Annotated in this window: 21 protein-coding genes, 3 pseudogenes and 1 riboswitch; of the genes and pseudogenes, 18 read left to right on the top strand and 6 right to left on the bottom strand. The window is 72.3% G+C overall.

The genetic code is table 11. From position 1 onward, the window contains the following. The first annotated feature begins 111 nt into the window (after nt 1-111). The 8 genes and pseudogenes from ACICHK_RS08600 (at nt 112) to ACICHK_RS08565 (ending at nt 9,007) form a co-directional block, all read left to right on the top strand. Nucleotides 112-1,067: pseudogene (locus tag ACICHK_RS08600) on the top strand (RNA-guided endonuclease InsQ/TnpB family protein). A gap of 63 nt (nt 1,068-1,130) precedes the next feature. Next, nucleotides 1,131-1,322: pseudogene (locus ACICHK_RS08595) on the top strand (ABC transporter substrate-binding protein); the annotation flags it as partial. Beyond that, nucleotides 1,314-2,320 (top strand): annotated as a pseudogene (locus ACICHK_RS08590) (endonuclease/exonuclease/phosphatase family protein); the annotation flags it as partial. The pseudogenes ACICHK_RS08595 and ACICHK_RS08590, both read left to right, overlap by 9 nt. 179 nt (nt 2,321-2,499) lie before the next feature. After that, nucleotides 2,500-4,815, top strand: a complete 2,316-nt coding sequence (locus ACICHK_RS08585) for a nitrate- and nitrite sensing domain-containing protein (protein ID WP_406836448.1) — start codon at nt 2,500-2,502, stop codon at nt 4,813-4,815. After that, complete coding sequence (locus tag ACICHK_RS08580) at nt 4,805-5,308, top strand: roadblock/LC7 domain-containing protein (protein WP_151468499.1); 504 nt, start codon at nt 4,805-4,807, stop codon at nt 5,306-5,308. The genes ACICHK_RS08585 and ACICHK_RS08580 overlap by 11 nt, the downstream gene beginning before the upstream one ends. Nucleotides 5,309-5,354: 46 nt before the next feature. Then, the gene (locus ACICHK_RS08575) at nt 5,355-5,696 is read left to right on the top strand and encodes a DUF742 domain-containing protein (protein ID WP_151468588.1); all 342 of its coding nucleotides are present in this window, start codon (nt 5,355-5,357) and stop codon (nt 5,694-5,696) included. A 733-nt stretch (nt 5,697-6,429) separates the two neighbouring features. Beyond that, on the top strand, nt 6,430-7,236 hold the full coding sequence (locus ACICHK_RS08570) for a carbon-nitrogen hydrolase family protein (RefSeq protein ID WP_406836447.1): 807 nt from the start codon (nt 6,430-6,432) through the stop codon (nt 7,234-7,236). A gap of 76 nt (nt 7,237-7,312) precedes the next feature. After that, nucleotides 7,313-9,007, top strand: coding sequence for a flavin monoamine oxidase family protein (locus ACICHK_RS08565; protein WP_406836446.1), 1,695 nt, complete (start codon nt 7,313-7,315; stop codon nt 9,005-9,007). Between the two features lie 28 nt (nt 9,008-9,035). Here the strand turns inward: ACICHK_RS08565 and ACICHK_RS08560 are convergent, their stop codons facing one another. From ACICHK_RS08560 to ACICHK_RS08550, 3 genes are all read right to left on the bottom strand, one after another. Further along, nucleotides 9,036-9,965, bottom strand: coding sequence for a TIGR03619 family F420-dependent LLM class oxidoreductase (locus tag ACICHK_RS08560; protein WP_406836445.1), 930 nt, complete (start codon nt 9,963-9,965; stop codon nt 9,036-9,038). 92 nt (nt 9,966-10,057) lie between these two features. Further along, a complete protein-coding gene (locus ACICHK_RS08555; RefSeq protein WP_406836444.1) occupies nt 10,058-10,732 on the bottom strand; it encodes a DUF5995 family protein in 675 nt (224 codons plus the stop codon). A gap of 129 nt (nt 10,733-10,861) precedes the next feature. After that, nucleotides 10,862-12,253, bottom strand: coding sequence for a uracil-xanthine permease family protein (locus ACICHK_RS08550; RefSeq protein ID WP_406836443.1), 1,392 nt, complete (start codon nt 12,251-12,253; stop codon nt 10,862-10,864). Between the two features lie 120 nt (nt 12,254-12,373). On the opposite strand from ACICHK_RS08550, the gene ACICHK_RS08545 reads away from it, so the two are divergent. Then, a complete protein-coding gene (locus ACICHK_RS08545) occupies nt 12,374-13,717 on the top strand; it encodes an alginate lyase family protein (RefSeq protein WP_406836442.1) in 1,344 nt (447 codons plus the stop codon). A gap of 103 nt (nt 13,718-13,820) precedes the next feature. After that, entirely contained in the window at nt 13,821-14,291 is a 471-nt protein-coding gene (locus tag ACICHK_RS08540) for a thioesterase family protein (RefSeq protein ID WP_151468506.1), read from the top strand. Here the strand turns inward: ACICHK_RS08540 and ACICHK_RS08535 are convergent. Further along, nucleotides 14,239-15,450 carry an MFS transporter gene (locus ACICHK_RS08535; protein ID WP_151468507.1) on the bottom strand — a complete coding sequence of 404 codons (1,212 nt, stop codon included), beginning with the start codon at nt 15,448-15,450 and terminating at the stop codon, nt 14,239-14,241. The genes ACICHK_RS08540 and ACICHK_RS08535 overlap by 53 nt on opposite strands. Before the next feature lie 131 nt (nt 15,451-15,581). On the opposite strand from ACICHK_RS08535, the gene ACICHK_RS08530 reads away from it, so the two are divergent. Further along, nucleotides 15,582-16,814, top strand: coding sequence for an ROK family transcriptional regulator (locus tag ACICHK_RS08530; RefSeq protein WP_406836441.1), 1,233 nt, complete (start codon nt 15,582-15,584; stop codon nt 16,812-16,814). Between the two features lie 42 nt (nt 16,815-16,856). On the opposite strand, the gene ACICHK_RS08525 is transcribed toward ACICHK_RS08530, so the two are convergent. Both ACICHK_RS08525 and ACICHK_RS08520 read right to left on the bottom strand, forming a co-directional pair. After that, nucleotides 16,857-17,606: an SDR family oxidoreductase gene (locus ACICHK_RS08525; protein ID WP_406836440.1), complete on the bottom strand. Its 750-nt coding sequence runs from the start codon at nt 17,604-17,606 to the stop codon at nt 16,857-16,859. Between the two features lie 145 nt (nt 17,607-17,751). Continuing rightward, nucleotides 17,752-18,672, bottom strand: a complete 921-nt coding sequence (locus ACICHK_RS08520; RefSeq protein ID WP_406836439.1) for an RNA polymerase sigma-70 factor — start codon at nt 18,670-18,672, stop codon at nt 17,752-17,754. A 360-nt stretch (nt 18,673-19,032) separates the two neighbouring features. Next, nucleotides 19,033-19,163: riboswitch (FMN riboswitch) on the top strand. 153 nt (nt 19,164-19,316) lie between these two features. Here ACICHK_RS08520 and ACICHK_RS08515 point away from each other — a divergent pair. The 7 genes from ACICHK_RS08515 (at nt 19,317) to ACICHK_RS08485 (ending at nt 24,246) form a co-directional block, all read left to right on the top strand. Next, nucleotides 19,317-19,940 carry a riboflavin synthase gene (locus tag ACICHK_RS08515; protein ID WP_406836438.1) on the top strand — a complete coding sequence of 208 codons (624 nt, stop codon included), beginning with the start codon at nt 19,317-19,319 and terminating at the stop codon, nt 19,938-19,940. Next, complete coding sequence (locus tag ACICHK_RS08510) at nt 19,937-20,572, top strand: nicotinamide riboside transporter PnuC (RefSeq protein WP_406836437.1); 636 nt, start codon at nt 19,937-19,939, stop codon at nt 20,570-20,572. The genes ACICHK_RS08515 and ACICHK_RS08510 overlap by 4 nt, the downstream gene beginning before the upstream one ends. Beyond that, the gene (locus ACICHK_RS08505; RefSeq protein WP_406836436.1) at nt 20,569-21,900 is read left to right on the top strand and encodes a bifunctional 3,4-dihydroxy-2-butanone-4-phosphate synthase/GTP cyclohydrolase II; all 1,332 of its coding nucleotides are present in this window, start codon (nt 20,569-20,571) and stop codon (nt 21,898-21,900) included. Before ACICHK_RS08510 ends, ACICHK_RS08505 begins: the two co-directional genes overlap by 4 nt. A 127-nt stretch (nt 21,901-22,027) precedes the next feature. Beyond that, nucleotides 22,028-22,513, top strand: coding sequence for a 6,7-dimethyl-8-ribityllumazine synthase (ribH, locus tag ACICHK_RS08500; protein ID WP_151468514.1), 486 nt, complete (start codon nt 22,028-22,030; stop codon nt 22,511-22,513). Between the two features lie 34 nt (nt 22,514-22,547). Continuing rightward, a complete protein-coding gene (locus tag ACICHK_RS08495) occupies nt 22,548-22,820 on the top strand; it encodes a phosphoribosyl-ATP diphosphatase (RefSeq protein WP_030038616.1) in 273 nt (90 codons plus the stop codon). An 86-nt stretch (nt 22,821-22,906) separates the two neighbouring features. Beyond that, complete coding sequence (gene hisG, locus ACICHK_RS08490; protein WP_151468515.1) at nt 22,907-23,764, top strand: ATP phosphoribosyltransferase; 858 nt, start codon at nt 22,907-22,909, stop codon at nt 23,762-23,764. A gap of 14 nt (nt 23,765-23,778) precedes the next feature. Continuing rightward, entirely contained in the window at nt 23,779-24,246 is a 468-nt protein-coding gene (locus ACICHK_RS08485; protein ID WP_151468516.1) for a PH domain-containing protein, read from the top strand. Nucleotides 24,247-24,308: the final 62 nt, after the last annotated feature.

The raw sequence follows: 24,308 nt of genomic DNA, 5'->3' as shown, positions 1-24,308 counted from the left end.
TCGTGACGCGCAGTGGCGTTCCGGCGGAGCCCGACCCTGCCTCGCGCCGGTGACGAGTCGTTCGCACGTTCCCGGTGACGATGCGGGTTCGACTTGCCTGGTGTGATCGTCATGCAGCTCCGGTACGCCTTCAGGCTGTACCCCGACGCCGCTCGGCAGACCGCGCCGGCCAAAGCGTTCGGGTGCGCCCGTGTCGTGTTCAACGACGCGGTCCGCGCTCGTGAGGACGCCCGCAAGGCCCAGCGGCCGTTCCCGACGGCCGGCCAGCTGTCCACGCGCCTGATCACCCAGGCCAAGCGGACGGTGGAGGGTGCTGGCTGGGTGAGGTCTCCGCGGTGGTGCTCCAGCAGTCCCTGCGCGACGCCGAGACCGCCTACCGAAACTTCTTCGCCTCCCTCAAGGGTGGGCGCAAAGGCCCGAAAATCGGTGCGCCGCGGTTCAAGTCCCGCAAGGACGGCCGTCAGTCGATCCGGTTCACCGCCAATGCCCGCTGGAACATCACCGGTTCCGGGCGGCTGACCCTGCCGAAGATCGGCGCGGTGAAGGTGAAGTGGTCTCGCACCCTGCCCGCACGGCCCTCCTCGGTCACTGTGGTCAAGGACGCGGCCGGACGGTACTTCGCCCCCTTCGTCATCCAGCTCTCCACCAAGCTGATCCGCGAGAACCAAGCGATCGGCGTGGAGGACCTGGCGGTGAAGGGACTCGCACGCACCAGGCTGGCCAAGAGCGTGCACGACGCGGGCTGGGCACAGTTCATCGGCATGCTGGCGTACAAGGCGGCCCGGTACGGCCGCACTCTCGTCAGGATCGGCAGGTTCGAACCGACGAGCCAGGTCTGCTCCGCCTGCGGGGTCAAGGACGGACCCAAACCCCTGAACGTGCGGGAATGGACCTGCACCGCCTGCGGCACCACCCATGACCGGGACCGCAACGCCGCGATCAACATCAAAACGGCCGCCGGACTGGCGGCATCGGCCTGCGGGACGCCGGTAAGACCAGGAGCGATCCCGGCACAGCGCGAAGAAACAGGAAGCCACGGAGTCCCGACCGGAAACCGTGCCGCGTAGCGGCACGGCAACCAGTCGAGGAAGGCCGGAATCCTCGCCCTTCAGGAACGAGGAGCATGTCAAATCTCCATCGGCTGCGACGCCGAGAAGGTCAAGGAATGCCCGACGGCCTTCAAGGACCTGCGCAAGCCGCAGTACAAGGGCCAGGTCGCGCTCAACGGCAACCCCGCCAAGTCCGGTTCGGCGTTCGGCGGCGTGTACGCGGCCGCGCTGGCGAGCGGCGGCTCCTTCGGTGGCATCCAGCCCGGCGTCGACCCCGCCGCCTGCGTCGCCGTCGAGGACACCCAGACCGGCGTCACCTCGGCCGAGTCGGCCGGCTGCGCCGTGCTCGCGGTGCCCTCGCTCGCGCCGATCGCGCCCGCGGCCGGCCGCACCGTGCTGGGCAGCCTGGAGGGTGTCTCCCCGGCCCGGCTGCGTTCCATGGTCGCTCCGGGCGAGCTGCGGGTGATGAGCTGGAACCTCTGGCTCGGCGGCACCGAGGTCGACGGGTACCGCGAGAAGCAGCTCGAGGCCATCGCCGGGACCGGGGCGGACGTGGTCGGCCTGCAGGAGACGTACGGGAACGCGGCGCGGGAACTCGCCGAGGCCCTCGGCTGGTACCACCACCGGGCGGGCGACAACCTCGGTGTCATCAGCCGGCACCCGATCGTCGCGGAGCTCGGCGACCCGGACGTCGGCTTCCACGGGGGAGCGGGAGTCCGGATCGAACTCGACGGCGGGCAGCGGGTGGACGTCTGGAGCGTCCACCTCGACTGCGCGCCGTACGGTCCCTACGAGGCCCGTTTCGACGGCCTTCCGGCGGCGGAACTGATCGCGCACGAGAGCGGTCGGCTCGCCAGGATGCGGGAGATCCTGCGGCGGGTCGCCGCCACCGCAGACGCGTCCGTGCCGGTCGTCCTGACCGGCGACTTCAACGCGCCCTCGCACCTGGACCGGCCCGATGTCGCCTGGCCGGTGACCCGGGCCACCGAGGAGGCGGGCCTGCGCGACCCCTACCGGGAGGCCCACCCCGACCCGGTACGGGACCCGGACACACCTGGTCGCCCGTCCACGCCGAGCACGAGGACGGCAGCGGGCGTCCCGAGCCGCAGGACCGGATCGACTTCGTCCTGCACCGGGGCCTGACCGTCCTCGACTCCCGCACCCTGGTCGTCGGCACCCCACGGCCCTGGCCGGAGGTCGCGGGCAACGACTGGCCCTCCGACCACGCCGCGGTCGTCACCGTCTTCGCCCTGCCCGACGGCGGCCGATGATCGGGACCGTGCCGTGGCGTGCCATTTTGTTGAACGATGAGTCAGCCCAGGCCATTGCGGTCCGGGCAGGCCATCCGCTACTTTGAGCCACGATCGCTACCCGCGAGTAACACCTGATGGGTCACCGACCGTCACCCGGCCACCCGACCGTCCTGTCGTCCTGTCGTCCTGGGGAGACCATGCGCTGGCCCTTCGGCCGTACGCCCACGGTCCGTTCGCGGATCGTGGCCCTCTCGATCGCTCCGGTGATCGCCCTCATGACGCTGTGGAGCTTCGCCATGGTGTCCGTCACCGGCGAACTGCGTGCGCTCGTCCGCCTCCAGGGTGTCTACGACGACTTCGGCACCCCGGTCGACACGGCGATCGGCCAGATCCAGATAGAACGGCGCCTCGCCGCCGCGTACTTGGGCACCCGGCACGGAACGCGGCCCGGCGTCGAACTGCTGGCCCAGGAGCGCCGCACCGACCGCGCCGTCACCGCGATGCGCGCGGCCGTCCGGAACGGGGACCGGAGCCGGCTCTCCGGCCACCAGCGGCAGGTGCTCGACACCATGCTCCACTCCGTCGGCGAGCTGGAGGGCCTGCGCGGCCGGGTGCTGTCCCGCGACGTCACCTGGGACCGCGCCGTGGCCGAATACAGTGCCCTGCTGGAACCGGGTTTCGACGTCCCCTCCGCGCTCACGGCGCTCCAGGCGGGACAGCTGGCCCGTGAGGCGCAGGTCGTCGTCGAGCTGGTGCGGGTGCGGGAGTTCGTGTCGCGCGAGGACGCGCTCGTCGCCGGGGCCCGTGCCGACGGGGCGCTCACCGACCCCCAGTACGACACCCTCACCGCGACCATCGAGGACCGCCGGGTCTTCGAGCGGACCTATGTGCCCGACCTGCCGGCCGACTCCCGCGCCCTCTTCGAGGCCTTCCAGCGCGACGACCTCCACCGGGAACTGACCCGGAGCGAGGACGCCCTGCTGCGGGCGGGCGCGCAGCGGGCGGGCGAGGCCGTCGCGGCCGGCTCCTGGCGCACCACCAGTGACCGCGCCGTCAAGCGGTACATGCAGCTGTGCACCCAGTCCGCGATCAACTCCGCCGCACGGGGGCGGGCGTTCGCCTACCGGGAGCTCACCAAGGCCGCGATCGTCGGTGTGCTCGGGCTGGCCGCCGTCGGGCTGTCCCTCTGGTTCTCGGTGCGCGGCGCCCGGCGCATCTCGCGCCGCCTGGAGTCGCTGCGCGACGCCGCCGATCTACTGACCAACCGTCAGCTGCCGGATGTCATGAATCGGTTGAGCGCCGGCGAAGAGGTGGACGCGGCCGCGGAGGCGCCACCGCTGGCGGACATGGAGGCGGTGGCCGACGAGATCGGCCAGGTCGGCCGGTCCTTCAACACCGCCCGGCTCGCCGCCGTCGAGGCCGCCGTCAAGCAGGCGACCCTGCGCCGCGGGCTGTTCGCGGTGCTCCTGAACATCGCCCGTCGCAACCAGGCGCTCGTCCACCGCCAGCTCAAGCTCGTCGACACGCTGGAGCGGCGTACCGACGACCCGGACGTCCTGGACGACCTCTTCCGGATCGATCACCTCACCACCCGTATGCGGCGCCACGCGGAGAGCCTGATCATCCTCTCCGGCTCGGCTCCGGGCCGCCGTTGGCGGCGGCCGGTGCCCGTCGCCGAGGTGGTGGCCTCCGCGGTGAGCGAGATCGAGCAGTACACGCGCGTCGTGGTCCCGCCCATGCCCGAGGTGGGCGTCGCGGCGGACGCCGTCGCCGACGTCGTCCACCTGATCGCCGAACTCGTCGAGAACGCCACCGTGTTCTCACCGCCCCGCACCCAGGTCACCCTGCGCACCGGGCGGGCCGAGAGCGGGTTCGTCCTGGAGATCGACGACCGGGGCCTCGGCCTCGAACCCGACCAGATCGACGAGGCCCACCGCACCCTCACCACACCGGAGGGCTTCGACCCGACCCGGCACGACCGGCTCGGGCTGTACGTGGTGGGCCGGCTCGCCGCACGGCACGGCATCAAGGTCACACTGTGCCGTTCGCCGTACGGCGGCACGACGGCGGTGGTCCTGCTGCCGGAGACGGTCCTCGCCCCGGTGGAGACCGCGCAACCGGCGGCGGGCGCCGACACGGCTCCCGCGGCACTGCCCACGCGGACCGCCACCGCGGTCCTCCCGGCGCAGCGGAAGGTGTCCGAGGAGCGCAGGACCGGCTCCGTGCCGCCCGAGGCCCCGGCTCCGGAACCGCCCGCGCTGCCCACCCGGGTCCGTCAGCGGGCCCTCGCCCCGGAGCTGCGTGACCCGGTGCCGGTGGCCGACGAGCCGCCGGAGCGCGAGATCACGCCGGAGGAGATGCGCGCGGTCTTCGGAGCCTTCCAGCGCGGCCTCGACCGAGGCCGCAAGGGCCTGCCCGCACAGCCGGAGGCCGACGGGCAGGGCTCCGCGCAGCCCGGGCCCGCGCAGCGAACCGACACCGAGGAAGGGACGGACGCCGACGATGCGCCCTGACCAGCTCCCAGAGCACCCCGCCCAGCCCCTGGAGGACCGGCACCCGGGGCCCGCGGGCACCGCCCACGAGTCCGGGGACGACACCGGCCGGCCCGGCACCGATCTCGGGTGGTTGCTCGACGACCTCGTGGCCAGGACCGATCACGTCCGCCAGGCCGTGCTCCTCACCGCCGACGGCCTCCCGCTGAGCTGCTCGGACGGCATGCGCAGACGGGACATCGAACACCTCGCGGCGGTCTGCTCGGGCTTCCACGGCCTCGCCCGCTCGGTGGGCGAGCGCTTCGCCGCGGGCGGGGTGCGCCAGACCATGGTGATGCTCGACGACGCCTACCTCTTCATCACCCCGGCGGGCGACGGCAGCCGGCTCGCCGTGCTCAGCGAGGTGCAGACGGACGTCGGACAGCTCGCCCACGAGATGGCACTGCTCGTCCGCCGCGTCGGCCGCCACATGGCCGCCGCCGTACGTTCGGCGACTGATCCCGCGGGTCTCTGATCCGGCCGTGACCGACGAGCACTGGTACGAGGACGAGACCGGGCCGATGGTGCGGCCCTACACCGTCACCGGGGGCCGGACCCGGCCCTCGGACCGGCACGTCATCGATCTGATGTCGCGGGTCACGGTCCTGGAGACGGACGCCGGGCCGCCCGGTCTCGACCACGCGGCGGCCGCGCTGCTCGATCTGGCCCGCCGCGGCCCCCGCCCGGTCGTGGAGCTCGCCGCGGACGCCGACCTGCCGCTGACCGTCGTACGCGTCCTGCTCGGCGACCTGGCCGAGGCCGGTCTGCTGACCATCGACGAGCCGTACCGCCCGCCGGACGGTTCTCCGGCGGCCGACCCGGAACTGCTGCGCGAGATCGTGGAGCGGCTGCGCGAGCTGTGACCGCGGGGACCGCGAGGACCGCGGGGTGCGGGACCACAGCGGACAGGCACCTCGACCATGCACACCCGCGAGCCGGCCGTCCCGCCCGTCGGGCATCCACCCCCCCCTCGCGACCGGGGCGCCGGGCGTCCTGCCCGAGCGACCGTGATCGCCGGGCATCTTCTGCCCCCCTCGGGGCTGTGGCGCCGGGACCCTGTCGGTGTGATCGTGACCGTCGGGCATCCACCGCCCTCCGTGACCGTGGTGCCAGGAGTCCCGCCTCCGTAGCCCGACCGTCGGGCATCCACCGCCCTCCGTGACCGTGGCGCCAGGCGTCCCGCCCCCGTAGCCCGGCCGTCGGGCATCCACCCCCTTCGCGACCGTGGTGCCAGGAGTCCCGCCCGCGCGGCCCGACCGCCGGGCGTCCGCCCTCTCCCCGCGACAATGACCGCCGGGCGTCCGCCCCAGGTCGCGACCGTCGGACCCCGTCCTGGTGTCTCGGCTCCGTGACGTCTCCGCCCCGTTCGCCCCCGTCGTGTCCGAGGGTGGTCGAACCCGCTTGTGACCTGCGTCTCCCGCGGACGGGGGCGTGTCCGGGGCCCGTGGAGGGGTGCGCAACGAATCGCCGCCGGGAGCCGTGTGCGCGCAACGAATCGTCCAGTTGCGCGCAACGGGTCCTTCTTGTCCCCCCGAGCCGGCCGACCGTACCGTCTATCTGGCCCCCGAATCCCCCTCGTACCGGTGGAGAACCCGCATGCGCACAGCCCTGCTCCAGAGCTCCGGCCGCCCCGGCTCGGTCGTCGAGAACCTCAAGGTGCTCGACGAGGCCGCGGGCCGCGCCGCCGCGGCGGGAGCCGGGCTGATCGTGACGTCGGAGATGTTCCTGACCGGTTACGCCATCGGCGACGACATCGCGCGGCTCGCCGAGCCGGCCGACGGCGACTCCGCCGACGCGGTGGCCGAGATCGCCGCCCGGCACGGCGTCGCCGTCGCCTACGGCTACCCCGAGCGCGAGGCCCCCGGGGCCGACGGCGCGGCGCGGGTCTTCAACTCCGTGCAGCTGATCTCTGCCGACGGCACCCGCCTCGCGAACTACCGCAAGACCCACCTCTTCGGCTGCTTCGAGCGCGAGCACTTCACGCCCGGCGAGCAGACCGTCGTACAGGCGGAGCTGGACGGCCTGCGGGTCGGCCTCATGATCTGCTACGACGTCGAGTTCCCGGAGAACGTCCGGGCGCACGCCCTCGCCGGCACCGACCTGCTGCTCGTGCCGACCGCGCAGATGCACCCGTTCCAGTTCGTCGCCGAGTCCGTCGTCCCGGTGCGCGCCTTCGAGAACCAGATGTACGTCGCCTACGTCAACCGCACCGGTCCTGAAGGGGAGTTCGAGTTCGTCGGACTGTCCACGCTGGCCGGCCCCGACGGCGTCGCCCGTGCCCGCGCCGGCCGCGGCGAGGAACTGGTCCTGGCGGACGCCGACCCGGTCCTGCTGGCGGCCTCGCGCGAGACGAACCCGTATCTGAAGGACCGCCGCCCCGGCCTCTACGGGTCCCTCGTCTGATCCTCCACCCGGCCAGGTCCCCGGCCGGTCCCCACGCCTTCCCCTCACCAGCTTTCGCGCAAGGAGTCCGTACCCCATGACGTCCACCGTGCCCAACGCCGTCCAGCACGCCGACGTGCAGCAGCCGCCGATCACCATGTTCGGCCCGGACTTCCCCTACGCCTACGACGACTTCCTCGCGCACCCCGCGGGCCTCGGCCAGATACCCGCCACCGAGCACGGCACCGAGGTCGCCGTCATCGGCGGCGGACTGTCCGGCATCGTCGCCGCGTACGAGCTGATGAAGATGGGCCTCAAGCCCGTCGTCTACGAGGCCGACGAGATCGGCGGCCGGCTGCGCACGGTCGGCTTCGAGGGCTGCGACCCCTCGCTCACCGCCGAGATGGGCGCGATGCGCTTCCCGCCCTCCTCCACCGCCCTCCAGCACTACATCGACCTGGTCGGCCTCGAGACCCGTCCGTTCCCCAACCCCCTCGCGGAGTCGACGCCCTCGACGGTCGTCGACCTCAAGGGCGAGTCGCACTACGCGACCTCCGTCGACGACCTCCCGCAGGTCTACCGCGACGTGATGAACGCCTGGAACGCCTGCCTGGAGGACGGCGCCGACTTCTCCGACATGAACCAGGCCATGCGCGAGCGCGACGTCCCGCGCATCCGCGAGATCTGGTCCGAGCTCGTCGAGAAGCTCGACAACCAGACCTTCTACGGCTTCCTGTGCGACTCGGAGTCCTTCAAGTCCTTCCGCCACCGCGAGATCTTCGGCCAGGTCGGCTTCGGCACCGGCGGCTGGGACACCGACTTCCCGAACTCCATCCTGGAGATCCTGCGGGTCGTCTACACCGAGGCCGACGACCACCACCGCGGCATCGTCGGCGGCTCCCAGCAGCTCCCGCTGCGCCTGTGGGAGCGCGAGCCGGAGAAGATCGTCCACTGGGCGTACGGCACCTCGCTGTCGAGCCTGCACGACGGCGCCCCGCGCCCGGCCGTGACCCGGCTGAACCGCACGGCGGGCAACGGCATCACCGTGACGGACGCGAACGGCGACATCCGCACCTACAAGGCGGCGATCTTCACCGCCCAGTCCTGGATGCTGCTCTCCAAGGTCGCCTGCGACGACTCGCTCTTCCCGATCGACCACTGGACGGCGATCGAGCGCACGCACTACATGGAGTCGAGCAAGCTCTTCGTGCCCGTCGACCGGCCGTTCTGGCTGGACAAGGACGAGGAGACCGGCCGTGACGTCATGTCGATGACGCTCACCGACCGGATGACGCGCGGTACCTACCTCCTCGACGACGGCCCGGACAAGCCCGCCGTCATCTGCCTCTCGTACACGTGGTGCGACGACAGCCTGAAGTGGCTGCCGCTGTCCGCGAGCGAGCGCATGGAGGTCATGCTGAAGTCGCTCGGCGAGATCTACCCCAAGGTCGACATCCGGAAGCACATCATCGGCAACCCGGTGACCGTGTCCTGGGAGAACGAGCCCTACTTCATGGGCGCGTTCAAGGCCAACCTGCCGGGTCACTACCGCTACCAGCGCCGTCTGTTCACGCACTTCATGCAGGACGCGCTGCCCGAGGACAAGCGGGGCATCTTCCTCGCGGGCGACGACATCTCCTGGACGGCCGGCTGGGCCGAGGGCGCCGTCCAGACCGCGCTGAACGCGGTCTGGGGCGTCATGCACCAGCTCGGCGGGACCACCGACCCCGCCAACCCCGGGCCCGGCGACGTCTACGACGAGATCGCGCCGGTGGAACTGCCCGAGGACTGATCCTCGTCCCGCGGCGCGGGCGGCCGGGTCACACCCCGGCGGCCCGCGCCGCTTCGTACACCTCGGCCGCCACGTCCTTCAGCTCCTCGGCGTCCCGGACCTCGCTCTGCAGATCGAGGAAGATCTCGTCCAGGCCGACCTCGGCGTGGGCGACCAGGTCCTCCACGATCTGTTCGACGGCTCCCTGGAAGGGCCCGCGGTCGTCGCCGACGTACGGTTTGGGCGAGTAGCGCAGGTTCGTGCGCAGCACGGTCCGCAGCGGCCGGGTGCGCCCGCGCTCGGCGGCCAGATCCTGCAACTGGCGCCATTGCACGGCCAGTTGCTCGACCCCCATGCCGACCGGCATCCAGCCGTCCGCGTGGTCGACGAGCCTGCGCCGCGCCTTGCCCGTGTTGGCGGCGAGCAGGATCGGTATCGGCCGGGCCGGCTTGGGGCCGACCACGGCCGAGGCGACCTTGGTGAGAGTGCCGTCGAGGACCACCGGGTCGGGACCCCACACGGCGCGGCACACCTCGATCACCTCGTCGAGGGCCTCACCGCGCTCCTCGAAGGGCCGCGCGGAGGCCGCCGCGTACTCGTCGAGCGACCAGCCCGTGCCGAGGCCCGCCACGACCCGGCCGCCGCTGGCCGCGTCGAGCGAGGCGAGGGCCTTGGCGAGCTGGAAGGGCGTGTGCAGCGGCGCGACCAGGACGCTGGTGCCGAGCTCGGCGCGCCGGGTGGCCGCGGCCGCGAGCGTCAGGGTCACCAGCGGCTCGGCGACGCCCCGGTAGGCGTCCGGCCAGGCCAGCCCCTCGACGCCGTACAGCCCCTGGGTCGGGGGGTCCGGGAACAGGGCCCGCTCGAAGACCCACAGGCTGTCGTAACCGATCGCCTCCGCGGTGCGTGCCACGTCGGGCACGTCCCGTCCGAGGTCGTACTGCTTCATCTGGGGGAGGGCGAGGCCGAGTCGCGTCGTCATACCGGTGTACTCCTTCGCATCGGGGTGTGCCGACACGTCAACGTACAGTGAGTGTCCGGTTGTTCCGGCGAGGACCGCGTCGGGTGGCCGGATCAGTCCGGCAGGGGAGTGAGCAGCATCCGGCCGGCCAGGCCCACCGCCGCGTCGAGGCGGTCACCGAACTCCTCGGCCAGGCCGGGGAGTCCGCGCAGCGCCCACAGGGCCCGCGCCGCCGCCCAGGTGGCCTCGCGGGCCCGCTCCAGACTCCAGGAGCCGAGCAGATGGGTGAGCGGATCGGCGATCTGGAGCAGGTCGGGGCCCGGCATCAGCTCTTCGCGGATGCGTTCCTCCAGTGCGGTCAGGAGGTCGCCCACCCGGTCGAACTCGTCCTCCAGGTCGGCCGGTTCGCAGCCGAGCGACCGGCAGCTGTCCACCACGGCGAACGCGAGGTCGTGCCCGATGTGCGCGTTGATGCCCGAGAGCGCGAACTGCAGCGGACGTACCCCGGGATGGCGGCGGAAGCGCAGCAACGGCCGCCAGCACGCGGGCGCCCGGCCCTCCTCGGCCACCGTCAGGTAGCGCTCCGCGAACCGCACGTCCAGCGTCGTCGCGGCCCGGCGGTCGGGGAAGGCCCCGGCGTCCAGGAGGCGGCCGAACTCCTCGGTGACCGCGAGGTAGACGCGGTTGAAGACCGCGAGGCCGTCGCGCTCGGGGAGCCTCGCGTCCAGGGCGCGCATGCGGGAGACGACCATGTCAACGGGAGCGGTGGACGGTGCCGACTGCGTCATGGAGGCAGCGTCCCAGTCCCGGGCCGGCCGGCGCGCCGCCGTTCCCGGGGCTTCCCCGGAACGGGGGAACGCGGGCCGGGGAGCCGGACGGCCGCCGGGGCGCACCGGGGCCTTCCCGGCGGAGCACCTCTATGAGCCGGCGCGCCGGTCCCCGGGCTCGTCGTACGCGGATGTCCCCGAGTCGAGCAGCGGTTCCTGCCGGAGGTGGGGCGGGGCCATCGCCCGCAGCGCGTGATAGCCGGTGATCACGACGATGGTGCCCAGCGCGATGCCGTTCAGCGAGAAGTTGTCGGTGAACTTCAGGGTGACGCCGCCGATGCCGATGATGATGCCCGCGGCGGCGGGCACCAGGTTCAGCGGATTGCGCAGGTCCACCCGGGCGTTGAGCCAGATCTGGGCGCCGAGCAGCCCGATCATGCCGTAGAGGATGACGGTGATGCCGCCGAGGACACCGCCCGGGATCGCCGCGACCACCGCGCCGAACTTGGGGCACAGCCCGAAGAGCAGGGCGAAGCCGGCGGCGGCCCAGTACGCGGCCGTGGAGTAGACCCGGGTCGCGGCCATCACGCCGATGTTCTCGGAGTACGTGGTGTTGGGCGGTCCGCCGACCGCGGTGGAGAGCATGGAGGCGGCGCCGTCCGCGGAGATCGCGGTGCCCAGCTTGTCGTCCAGCGGGTCGCCGGTCATCTCGCCGACGGCCTTGACGTGCCCCGCGTTCTCGGCGACCAGCGCGATGACCACCGGCAGCGCGACGAGGATCGCGGACCACTGGAACGCCGGTCCGTGGAAGGACGGCAGTCCGATCCAGTCCGCGTTCTCGACCCCGGAGAGGTCCAGCCGCCAGTGGTCGGTGACCTTGCCGCTCGCGTCCGCCGCGTGGATCCTGCCGAAGATCCGGTCGAAGAGCCAGGAGACCGCGTAGCCGAAGACCAGTCCGAGGAAGATCGCGATGCGCGACCAGAAACCGCGCAGGCACACCACGGCCGCGCCGGTGACCAGCATGGTGAGCAGGGCCGTCCACTGGTCCTGCGGCCAGTAGGTGGACGCCGTCACCGGTGCCAGGTTGAAGCCGATCAGCATGACGACCGCGCCGGTCACGATCGGCGGCATCGCGGCGTGGATGATCCTCGCCCCGAACCGCTGGACGGCCAGACCCACCAGGAACAGCGCGACACCGACCACGAAGCACGCGCCGGTCACCGTGGCGCTGGTGCCGCCCTGCGCGCGGATCACGGCGGCGACGCCCACGAAGGAGAGCGAACAGCCCAGATAGCTGGGCACCCGGCCGCGGGTGGCGAGCAGGAAGATCACCGTCGCGATCCCGGACATCATGATGGCGAGATTCGGGTCGAGTCCCATCAAAACGGGCGCCACGAACGACGCCCCGAACATGGCCACGACGTGCTGGGCGCCGAGCCCGAAGGTCCGGGGCCAGGAGAGGCGTTCGTCGGGGCGGACGACCGCTCCCGGGGCGGGGGTCCGCCCGTCGCCGTGCAGTTTCCAGCCCACGCCGAGGTCCATGGTGAGGTCCGCTTTCTCTGTACGTGAATCGGTCCGGACCATTGTCACGTCCTGCCAGCCGCTCTACGCTCGACCGGTCCATCTCATGAACATCGTTCATATGTATGATCGGAGTGTTCTGTGAGTGCACGTCTCAGACTGGGCCTGACGATCGCGGCGGCCACCGCCACGCTCACGTCCCTCGTGGCCCCCTCGGCGTCGGCCCGTACGGCGTCGGCCCGTACGGCGTCCCCGTCCGTCCCCTCGGTGTCCGCCCGCGCCGCGTCCGCGGTGTCCGGCCGGGCCGTGTCCGAGCCGCCGGGGACCGTGGTCCTGGACGGCGGCCGGCTGCGGCGCACCCGCGCCCGGCTGGAGAAGGGCGACCACCGACTCGCTGGCGTCCTGCGGAAGTTGACCGCCCGTGCCGACAACTGGCTGGACCAGGGCCCCTGGACGGTCGTCGACAAGCCGAGACCCGCTCCCGGCGGGGACGTTCACGACTACCTCAGCCAGGCTCCCTACTGGTGGCCCTCGCGGCCCGCCACCGCCGACAACCCCTGGGGGTGCCCGTACGTCCAGCGCGACGGGCAGCGCAACCCCGAGGTGGACACCGGCACCGACCGCCAGGACGTGGAGAAGGTGTTCGACTCGACGTACGACCTCGCGCTCGCCTGGTACTACACCGGCGAGAAGAGGTACGCGGTGAAGGCCGCCCAGGTCCTGCGCACCTGGTTCCTGGACCCGGCCACCCGGATGAACCCGAACCTGGACCACGGCCAGTTCATCCCCTGCAAGTACGACGGCCGGGCCATCGGCGTCATCGACTTCTCGCAGTCCTACACGAGCGTCCTCGACGCGATCGCCCTCCTGGACACCGGCGCCCCCGGCTGGTCCCGGCGCGACCGGGCCGCCATGCTCGCCTGGAACACCGGCTACCGCGACTGGCTGACGGACAGCGCCTTCGGCAAGGAGGAGGGCGCGGCGCGCAACAACCACGGCACCTTCTACGACATGCAGCTCGCCGCCCTCGCGTACGCGACCGGCGACAAGGGCCTCGCCCGGCGGACCGTGCTCGCCGCGGGCGCCCTGCGCGTCGACCCGCAGATCGCCGCCGACGGCGGCCAGCCCCAGGAGCTCGCCCGCACCCGGAGCTGGCACTACTCGACCTTCGACCTGGTGGCGTACACCCGGCTCGCGGAGATCGGCCGGAAGGTCGGCGTGGACCTGTGGGCGTACCGGGGGCCCGACGGCCAGAGTCTGTTCAAGGCGGTCGACTACCTGCTGCCGGCGGCGACCGGCGCCGAGCCGTGGGGCCGTCCCGAGCTGGAGTTCCACCGCTTCGCCGCGAGCGACGTGGTGCGTGCCGCGGCCGACGCGGGGGACCGGGCCGCGCGGGCCGCCGTGCCGCGGCTCGAAGCGCCGCCCGGCGGGGACCTGTGGGAGCTGCGTCCGGCCGCCGAGCAGCTCGACTCCATCGCGGGCTGATCCCGCCGGGGCGGGGCTCCTGAGCGTTTGCTTAGGATGGGGACACCGTTTCAGCCAGGCCCGCGCCGTCCGCGCGTCGCAGCACGTCCCAGGAGCCCCGCCCGTGACCGCCGAAGCACCCGTCGCCCCCGCCCTCCCGTACGGACGGCTCCTGCCCGTCACCGTCCACTTCGACGACCTCGACGCGCTCGGACTGCTGCACAACGCCCGCTACCCGGTCCTGGTCGAGCGCGCCTGGACCGCGCTGTGGAACGAGCGCGGCTTCGGCTTCGACGGCGACTGGGAGGCGGCGGGCGACTCGTGCAACGCCGTCAAGGAGCTGAGGATCACCTATGAGGCCCCGGTCAGCCGCCCCGGCACGTACGCCGTCCACCTCTGGCTGGAAAGGCTCGGCACCACCGGACTGACGTACGGCTTCCGCTTCTGCTCGCCCGACGGCGCGGTCACCTACGCGCACGGGACCCGGGTGCTCGTCCGGCTCGACGCCGGGACGCTGCGCCCGGCGCCGTGGAGCGAGCGGTTCAGGGCCGTGGGCCGGGAACTGCTGCGCTCGGCGGAGCGACCTTCGGGCTGACGCGGTCCCCGGAGCGCAGCACGCCCGCGAACGTGACCAGCCCGACCGCCAGGACCGTGACCAGGGCGAACGACACCGTCAGGTTCGTCGCCTGCGCCACCGACCCGATCAGGCTCGGCGCGATGAGCCCCGAGGTGTACGTGATGGTCGCGACGCCCGCGATGGCCTGACTGGGGTTGGGACCGCTGCGCCCGGCCGCCGCGAAGCAGAGCGGGACGACGACCGCGATCCCGAGTCCGAGCAGCGCGAAGCCGCTCATCGCCACCGCCGGATGTCCGGAGACGACGACCAGCAGGCCGCCGAGCACGGCGAGGACGCCGCCGGCCCGCACGGTGCGGACGGCGCCGAAGCGGTTCACCACCGTGTCGCCGACCAGCCGGGCCACCGCCATGGTCAGCATGAAACCGGTGGTCGAGGCCGCGGCCAGGGCGGCCGAGCTGTCCAGCCGGTCGCGCAGGTAGACCGCCGACCAGTCCAGGCTCGCGCCCTCCGCGAAGACCGCGCAGAAGCCGACCGCGCCGATGAGCAGTGCCGACCGGGGCGGCAGCGCGAAGCGCGGCGGCGGCTCCTCGTCCTCGGTGGGCTGCAGGTCGAGCACCCATCGGCAGGCGGCGAGGCCGAGGAGGGTGAGGACGGCCGCGGCCAGACCGTGGTGCAGCCGCGCGTCCGCGCCCAGGTGCGCGGCGAGCGTGCCGGCCGCCGCGCCGATCAGCGCGCCGGCGCTCCACATGCCGTGCAGCCCGGACATGATCGACTTGTCGAGCCGGTTCTCGACCTCGACCCCCAGCGCGTTCATGGCGACGTCGGCCATTCCCGCCGTGGCGCCGTACACGAACATCGCGAGGCACAGGGCCGGCAGGTTCGGTGCCAGGGCGGGCAGGACCAGGGCCAGCGTCCACAGGGCGATGAGACCGCGCAGCGCCGTACGGCTGCCGAAGCGGTGGGTGATCCGGCCGGCCAGCGGCATCGAGCAGGACGCGCCGAACGCGGTGAAGGCGAGAGCGAAGCCGAGCTGTCCCGCGCTGACCGACGCGTGGTCCTGGATCCACGGCACGCGGGTCGCGAAGGACCCGGTGACGGCTCCGTGCACGGCGAACACGGCCGCCACGGCGTACCGGGCGCGCCTGACCTCGCGCTGGTCGTAGACCACTTCACTCATGTTCGGGTCCCTCCCCAGGTGATGGTTCCACGGTGTGCCGCCGTAAACTATCAGGAACCCTGCCTGATAAATAGATGCCCGCTCGCCGCCCGGTCGTCCGGAGGCCGAGCCGATCTGGGAGGATTCCCGGCATGCCCGCATCCCCGAGCACCGCACGGGCCATCAACGACCGGCTCGCCCTGCGGCTGCTGCAGCAGGAAGGCCCTTTGACGGCCACGCGGTTGAAGCAGCTCACCGGACTGTCCCGGCCGACCGTCGCCGACCTCGTCGAACGCCTCACGGCCTCCGGTCTCGTCACCGTCGTCGGGGAATCGGGGGAGCAGCGGCGCGGCCCCAACGCCCGGGTCTACGGGATCGTCGCGGACCGCGCCCATCTGGCCGCGCTGGACGTCCGCACGGAGGGCGTGTCCGTCGTCGTCTCCGACCTGGTCGGCCAGGTCCTGGCCGAGGCGTCCGTGCCCATCGGCGAGGGCACCGGGACCGGGCCGGCGGTGGAGCAGGCGGTCGCGCTGGTCGAGCGGGTGGCGAAGGAGGCGGGGTCCCTCGGGGCGCCGCCCCCGCCCGGACTCGTCCGGGGATGGGGCAGGCTGCACACCGTCGGCATCGGGGCACCCGGTCTGATCGATCCCGCCAGCGGCGAACTCCGCAACTCCACCGGTCTGCCCGCCTGGCACCGGCGTCTGGTCGCGGCCCTCCAGGAACGGCTTCCCGAGGCCCGCGTCCTCGTCGAGAACGAGACCAACCTCGCGGCCCTGGCCGAACAGCGCGACGGTGTCGCCCGGGACCGCGACACGTTCGTCCTGCTGTGGCTGGGCCACGGCACCGGCGCCGCCGTCGTCCTCGACGGCGCCCTGCGCCGCGGCGCCTCCGGAGGAACCGGGGAGATCGGCTTCCTGCCGGTGCCGGGCACCGCGAGCCTGCCCTCGGCGACCGACTGCGGAGGCGGCTTCCACTCGCTGGTCGGGTCCGCGGCGGTCGCGGAGCTGGCGGCGGAGCACGGTGTCCAGGCCCGGCCCGAGGGCCACGAACCGCACGCCGCGGCGCTGGTGCGGCATGCGCTGGCGGGCCCCGGCTGCCCGGCCGCCGAGGGCTTCCTCGACGCCCTCGCCCAGCGCCTCGCCGTCGGCGCGGCCTCCGTCGGCGCCGTGCTGGACCCCGGGTGCGTGGTCCTCGGCGGCGAGGTCGGCCAGGCGGGCGGCGCGGAGCTCGCCGCCCGGGTCGGGCGGCGGCTCGCCCGCATCTCGCCGCTCCCGACCGAGGTGCGCGCGAGCGCGCTGGGCGGGGGCGCGGTGCTGCGCGGCGCCCTGCTGATCGCGCGCGACGGCGCGCAGGACGAACTGTTCGCCCCGTCGCCGTCGCGGTAGGCCCCGGGCCGGGAACCTCGTCGTCCGAGCCGTGGTGCGAGGTCAGCGCGGGTTCCCGGAGCGCGCCTCCAGGAAGTCCTCGAACGTTCCCTTCCCCGCCGCGTGCCCCGGTGTGAGGTGGTGCCCCTCCCGGAACGCCCGGTAGGCCTTGCCCGGCAGCCGTACCTCCAGCAGCGGACGGCGCTTGCCGACGGCGCGCAGGTGGGCCCGCGCCAGCGAACGGAACGTGCGCACCTCGGGCCCGCCCATGTCCTCGACCCGCCCGGCGGGCGCCCCGGCCGCCAGTGCGGCCAGCCGCTCGGCCACCTCGGCGGTCTCGACCGGCTGGTCCGAGACCCCGGCGGGCAGGAGCAGCACGGGCAGCCTGGAGAGTCCGCCGAGGACCTGGGCCACCAGGTCGTGGAACTGGGTGGCGCGCAGGATCGTCCAGCCGAGCCCGGACTCCTCGACCTGCTTCTCCACGGCCCGTTTGGTCCTGTAGTAGCCGAACGGCACCGCGTCGACGCCGACGATCGAGATGTAGACCAGATGTGGGACTCCCGCCCGCCGCGCGGCCGCGATCAGCTGCTCGGCCGCCCGCTCGTCGCCGCCGCGGGGCGAGGTCGCGCAGTGCACGATCGCGTCGGCCCCCGCGACCGCCGCCTCCAGGCCGCTGCCGCCCTCGCGCAGATCCACGGCGTACGGCTGCGCGTGCCGGCTGAGCACCCGCACCTCGTGGCCGTCCGCCCTCAGCCGCTCGGTGACGAGCCGGCCGAGGGTTCCGGTGCCGCCGGTCACCAGGATCGTGGTCATGCTGTTCGGTCCTCTCCACGTCGGACGCTCCCGGGTGGAGCGCCCCTCGCCGACTGAGACCGCGCAGCCCCCGGGAATGTGACAACGCCGCCGGCGAACGGGCGGAGCCCGGTGGTCCCCCGGCCCGTCGGCTCCCGGGTCCCGGTCACCCCGGAGTGCGGACCCGTTCCAGCTGACGTCCCAGGAACTCCAGCTTGTCAGGGTTCATCACCATGCGCGCCTCCGTGATCACGCCGTCGCGGACCTCGAAGGCGACGACGCCGATCACGTCCGCGACCCCGTCCGCGCCCGCGGGGCCGCGGACGATCAGGGCGTCGTGGCCGTTGACCTCGGCCACCGAGAGGGCGAACCCGTCCGCCCCGGCCCGGCCGGTGACACCGGCCAGGAAGCGCAGCACCTTCTCGCGTCCCTCGACGGGCCGCCGCGCCGCGGAGACCTTGCCGCCGCCGTCGGACCACCAGACGACCTCCTCGGCGAACAGCCGCTCCAGGCCCGCCAGATCGCCCTCGCGGGCGGCGGAGAGGAAGGAGTCGACGAGCCGGGCCCGCTGCTCGGCAGGAGCGTCGAAACGGGCCTCGGGCACGGCGAGGCGCCGCACCGCCCGCCGGTACAGCTGACGGCAGTTGGCCTCGCTCAGTTCCAGGACACCGGCGATCTCCCGGTGGCCGTAGGCGAAGGCCTCCCGCAGGACGTAGACGGCCCGCTCGGTCGGGGTCAGCCGCTCCAGCAGCACCAGCAGGGCCACGGACACGGCGTCGCGCCGCTCCGCCGACTCCAGGGGGCCGAGGGCGCCGTCCGCGGTGACGACCGGTTCGGGCAGCCAGGGCCCCACGTACCGTTCGCGTCGCGCGCGGGCCGAGGCGAGCCGGTTGAGGCAGAGGTTGGTGACGACCTTGGCGAGCCAGGCGCCGGGCTGCTCGACCCCCGTACGGTCGGCGCCGCCGAAGCGGAGATAGGCGTCCTGCACGGTGTCCTCGGCGTCGGCGGCGGAACCGAGCATGCGGTAGGCGAGCCCGAACAGGCGCGGGCGGTACGTCTCGAACTCGTCGGCGGGGCTCGTCGTCACCCCTCCAGCGTCGCAGGGGCCGCGCGTACGCGGATCACGTGGGGGCCGGCCCGCCGGGCCGGCTGGAGACCCGGCGGCGGGGCAAGGGCCTTCGTCACCGCCGCCGGGTCGATCGTGGGGGGACTGGCGATGAATGATCACGCAGTCTTGACCGAGGACACTAAGAGGACTAGACCATAGCGTCAATAGGTATGGACCAGTCGCGGAAGTGCGCGCCGTGGTCCAAGGTCGCGCGGAGGCGGGGGAGTTGACCGGCGGCCCGTTCCGCGGAAGTCCATGCCGAACGCCTGTGAGCCACCCCACAGAGGTGCGACCGCATGACCGCCGATCGGGCGTGGCACACTGGCCATGTACCAGAAGCAGCGCACTCCGGGGTCGGTGTAATTCCGAACCGGCGGTTACAGTCCGCGACCCGGTCGCTTCCAGCGGCCGGTTGACCAGGTGAAATTCCTGGACCGACGGTTAAAGTCCGGATGGGAGGCAGTGCGCGGCGGGCGGGCATTCGTGCGCGCTGCCGTTTGTTGCTGCTCGTCCTGCGGGACGGGTGTCCTTTCGGCGTCGCTCCCGGTGTGCCGCGGTCCGCTCATTGTGTCGTCATCGACAGCCCCGGAGTCCGTGCCCCATGAGGCAGGAGGACCCGGGAAGTGTTCACCGGAATCGTCGAAGAGCTGGGTGAGGTCACCGCCGTCGAGATCCTCGACGACGCCTCGCGTTTCCGGCTGCGTGGCCCCGTCGTCACGCAGGGCGCGCAGCACGGCGACTCCATCGCCGTCAACGGAGTCTGTCTCACCGTGGTCGAGCACGAGGGCGACGAGTTCACCGCCGACGTCATGGCCGAGACCCTGAACCGCTCCAGCCTCGGTGCCCTCACCGTCGGCTCCCGCGTCAACCTGGAACGGCCGATGGCCGTGGGCGAGCGCCTCGGCGGCCACATCGTGCAGGGACACGTCGACGGCACCGGCGCGGTCATCGAGCGCAAGCCGTCCGAGAACTGGGAGATCGTCAAGATCTCGCTGCCCGCCGACCTTTCGCGCTACGTGGTCGAGAAGGGCTCCATCACCGTCGACGGCATCAGCCTGACCGTGGTCGACGCCGGCCCCGACTTCTTCACCGTCAGCCTCATCCCCACCACCCTCGATCTGACCACGCTGGGCCACAAGCAGCCCGGCGACCCGGTCAACCTCGAGGTCGACGTGATCGCCAAGTACGTCGAGCGGCTGCTGGGCGCACGCGGTGAGCGGCCCGGCGCACAGGAGGCCGGTCGGTGAACTGGCTCAACTCCGAGGCCTTCGTCCTCCTCGACCAGCACATCATGTGGTCGGACATGATCGGCAACGTGATCGGTCTGATCGCCCTGGCACTCGGCTGGCGCCGCTCCGTGTGGAGCTGGCCCGTCCAGCTCCTCTCCGGACTCGTCCTCTTCGCCGCCTTCTTCGGCCACCTCGCCGGCAGCGCCGGCAAGCAGGTCGTGGTCATCGCCGTGGCCCTGTGGGGCTGGTGGCGGTGGAACCGCGGCGAGGGCGAGGACGGGCGCGTCTCCGTCCGGTTCGCCACCTGGCGCGAGCGCGCGTCCATGGTGGGCGCCGCGGTCGTGGGCACCCTCGCGGTCAGCGGCCTGTTCCACGCGTACCCGACGCTGTCCTGGGACCCCTGGCCCGACGCCTACATCTTCGTCGGCACGATCGTCGCCATGTACGCGCAGGCCCGCGGCATGGTCGAGTTCTGGTTCGCCTGGCTGCTCGTCGACGTGGTGGGCGTCCCGCTCAACTTCGCCAACGGCTACGCCTTCTCCGGTTTCGTCTACGTCCTGTACGGCGCGCTCGTCCTGTGGGGCATGCGCGACTGGTGGCTGCGCTCCCGTGAGGCCGGGCAGCCCGTCATGGAAGGAGCCCCGGCATGACAACGGCGCCGGTTTGGTACAGCACCGGGCACGATCAGGATGCCTCGGACTTCGCGCTCGACCCCGTCGAGCAGGCCATCGCCGACATCGCGGCCGGCCGTCCCATCGTGGTCGTCGACGACGAGGACCGCGAGAACGAGGGAGACCTCGTCGTCGCCGCCGAGATGGCGACCCCCGAGATCGTCGCCTTCATGATGAGCGAGTGCCGCGGACTGATCTGCGCGCCCATGGAGGGCGACGAACTCGACCGGCTGCGGCTGCCGCAGATGGTCGACGACAACACCGAGTCGATGAAGACCGCGTTCACGGTGTCGGTGGACGCGTCCGCCGCCCACGGGGTGAGCACCGGCATCTCGGCGGCCGACCGCGCCACCACCCTGCGGCTCCTCGCGGACGGCGTCTCGGGGGCCGACGACTTCGTGCGCCCCGGCCACATCTTCCCGCTGCGCGCGCGGCCCGGAGGCGTGCTGGCCCGCAACGGCCACACCGAGGCCGCCGTCGACCTGGCCCGCCTCGCGGGACTGCGCCCGGCCGGGGCGATCGTCGAGATCGCGGGCGAGGACGGCCGGATGCTCCGGCTGCCCGAGCTGATCCCCTTCGCCCGCAAGCACGGCCTGACGATCATCTCCATCGAGGACCTGATCGCCTACCGCCGCTCGACCGAACAGGGCACGTCGGCCGGGGCCGGTGCGGCCGCCCCCACCGTCCGGCGCGAGGCCGAGGTCCGTCTGCCCACCGCCTTCGGGGAGTTCACCGCCTACGGCTACCGCTCCACCGCCGACGGCGTCGAGCACGTCGCCCTCGTCCACGGCGAGATCGGCGACGGCGAGGACGTCCTCGTCCGCGTCCACTCCGAATGCCTCACCGGCGACGTGTTCCACTCGCACCGCTGCGACTGCGGTCCCCAGCTCCAGACGTCCATGGAGCGCATCCAGGCCGAGGGCCGGGGCATCGTGGTCTACCTGCGCGGCCACGAGGGGCGCGGCATCGGCCTGCTCTCCAAGCTCCGCGCGTACGAGCTCCAGGAGCGCGGCCGTGACACCCTCGACGCCAACCTGGAACTCGGCCTGCCCGCCGACGCCCGGGACTACGGCGCGAGCGCCCGGATCCTGGAGGACCTCGGTGTCCGGAGCCTGCGCCTGATGACCAACAACCCCGACAAGACCGACGCGCTCGTCCGGTACGGCCTGCGGGTCACCGGGCGGGAACCGATGCCGGTCCAGGCGGGCGAGCACAACCTGAGCTACCTGCTGACCAAGCGGGACCGGATGGGACACGACCTGCCCTGGCTCGACTCGGCCACCGTGTCGGCCTGCGGGAGCCAGTGACCCCGCACGACCGGCACCACCGGCGGCGCACAGCACCATCGGCACGACAGCACGACAGCACGACAGCACGACAGCACGACAGCACGGCACTATCGGCAACACGGCACAGCGGGACTGAAGGAGAGACGTGAGCGGCAAGGGTGCACCTGAACTGTCCGTACGCAACTGCGGCGACCTGCGGGTCGCGGTCATCGCGGCACAGTGGCACGACAAGGTGATGGACGGTCTCGTCGACGGCGCGCTGCGCGCCCTGCGCGAGCTGGGAATCGACGAGCCGACCCTGTTGCGGGTCCCCGGCAGCTTCGAACTGCCGGTCGCCGCCAAGGTCCTGGCGGGCCGCGGCTACGACGCGATCGTCGCCCTCGGCGTCGTCATCCGCGGCGGGACCCCCCACTTCGAGTACGTGTGCCAGGGCGTCACCCAGGGCCTCACCCAGGTCTCCATCGACACCGGCGTCCCCATCGGCTTCGGTGTGCTGACCTGTGACACCGAGGAGCAGGCCCTGGACCGCGCGGGCATCGAGGGCTCCAACGAGGACAAGGGGCACGAGGCGGTGACGGCCGCCGTGGCGACCGCGGCCACCCTCCGCTCAGTATCTGAACCCTGGCACTGAGGTACGGCCCCGAGCGCGTAGGGTGAGGACCACCATGTCCAATAAGACGTTCGAGGAGCTCTTCACCGAGCTCCAGCACAAGGCCGCCACGGGCGATCCCGCCACCTCGCGCACCGCCGAACTCGTCGGCAAGGGCGTCCATGCCATCGGCAAGAAGGTCGTCGAAGAGGCCGCGGAGGTCTGGATGGCCGCCGAGTACGAGGGCAAGGACGCCGCCGCCGAGGAGATCTCGCAGTTGCTCTACCACGTCCAGGTGATGATGGTCGCGCGCGGGATCTCCCTCGACGACGTGTACGCGCATCTGTAGGGGCCGCTCCGGCGGTACCCCCTTCACCGAGCACGTCCGCCCGTCCCACCCGTCCCGAACACCATCGAGCAAAGGAAGCCGACCTCATGCTGCGCATCGCCGTCCCCAACAAGGGTTCCCTCTCAGGACCTGCGGCGGACATGCTGCATGAGGCCGGCTACCAGCAGCGCCGGGAGTCCAAGGAACTGCGGATCGTCGACCCGAACAACGAGGTCGAGTTCTTCTACCTCCGCCCCCGGGACATCGCGATCTACGTCTCCTCCGGCCGCCTCGACATCGGCATCACCGGCCGCGACCTGCTGGTCGACTCCGGAGCCGACGCCGAGGAGATCCTCCCGCTCGGCTTCGCCCGCTCCACCTTCCGCTTCGCCGCCAAGCCGGGCACCGCCAACGGCGTCGCGGACCTGAAGGGCAGGACGATCGCCACCTCCTACGAGGGCATCGTCGCGGGGCACCTCGCCGACCACGGCATCGACGCCTCCGTCGTCCACCTCGACGGCGCCGTCGAGACCGCCATCGAACTCGGTGTCGCCGAGGTCATCGCGGACGTCGTGGAGACCGGGACCTCGCTGCGCAACGCCGGTCTGGAGATCTTCGGCGAGCCGATCATGAAGTCCGAGGCCGTCGTCGTCCGCCGCGTCGGGGCCGGCCCCACCGAGGACGCCGAACCCAAGGTGCAGCAGTTCCTGCGCCGCCTCCAGGGCGTGCTGGTCGCGCGGACGTACGTGATGATGGACTACGACTGCCGCGCCGAGCACCTGGAGAGGGCCGTCGCGCTCACTCCCGGCCTGGAGTCGCCGACCATCTCGCCCCTGCACAACGAGGGCTGGGTCGCCGTCCGCGCCATGGTCCCCTCCAAGGAGGCCCAGCGGATCATGGACGACCTGTACGCGCTCGGCGCGCGGGCCATCCTGACCACGGCCATCCACGCCTGCCGGCTCTGACGGAACCAATGGACATGTCGGACCTTCCCACCCTTCCCGTAACCTTCCGCCCCTCCCGTACCCGGGCCGTGCTGCTCACCGCGGGCGCCTCGATCCTTGTGGTCATCACCACGGTCGCCATGCTTCTGGAGCAACTCGGCCCGGGGGAGCGGCTCAGCTTCATCCTCACCGCGGCGCTGCTCTTCGGCGTGCTCGTACTGCTCTCGCGGCCCAAGGTCGTCGCCGACGAGGGCGGTGTCACCGTCGTCAACATCGCGAGCCGCCGGCACCTGGACTGGGCGGAGATCCTCCAGGTCAACCTGCGTCCCGGTGACCCCTGGGTGTTCCTCGACCTCAGCGACGGCACCAGTCTCCCGGCGCTCGGCATCCAGCCGGGCATCGCCAAGCAGCGCGCCATCGAGGACGCCCGTGCCCTGCGCGCCCTGGCTTCGGCCCGGGCGATCCAGGAGCCGGACGGGCGCAACGGCGGACACGAGAGCTGACTCTCGGCCCTCCACCCTGCCCCGAGAGCCCATGTCTTGATTAATCTGTCGGCGGAGGCGTT

The organism is Streptomyces sp. AHU1 (genome assembly GCF_045343905.1).
Lineage (GTDB): Bacteria > Actinomycetota > Actinomycetes > Streptomycetales > Streptomycetaceae > Streptomyces > Streptomyces triticiradicis.
The sequence above is the reverse complement of the archived record's forward strand: the minus strand, read 5'-3'. Positions and strand labels throughout refer to the sequence as shown.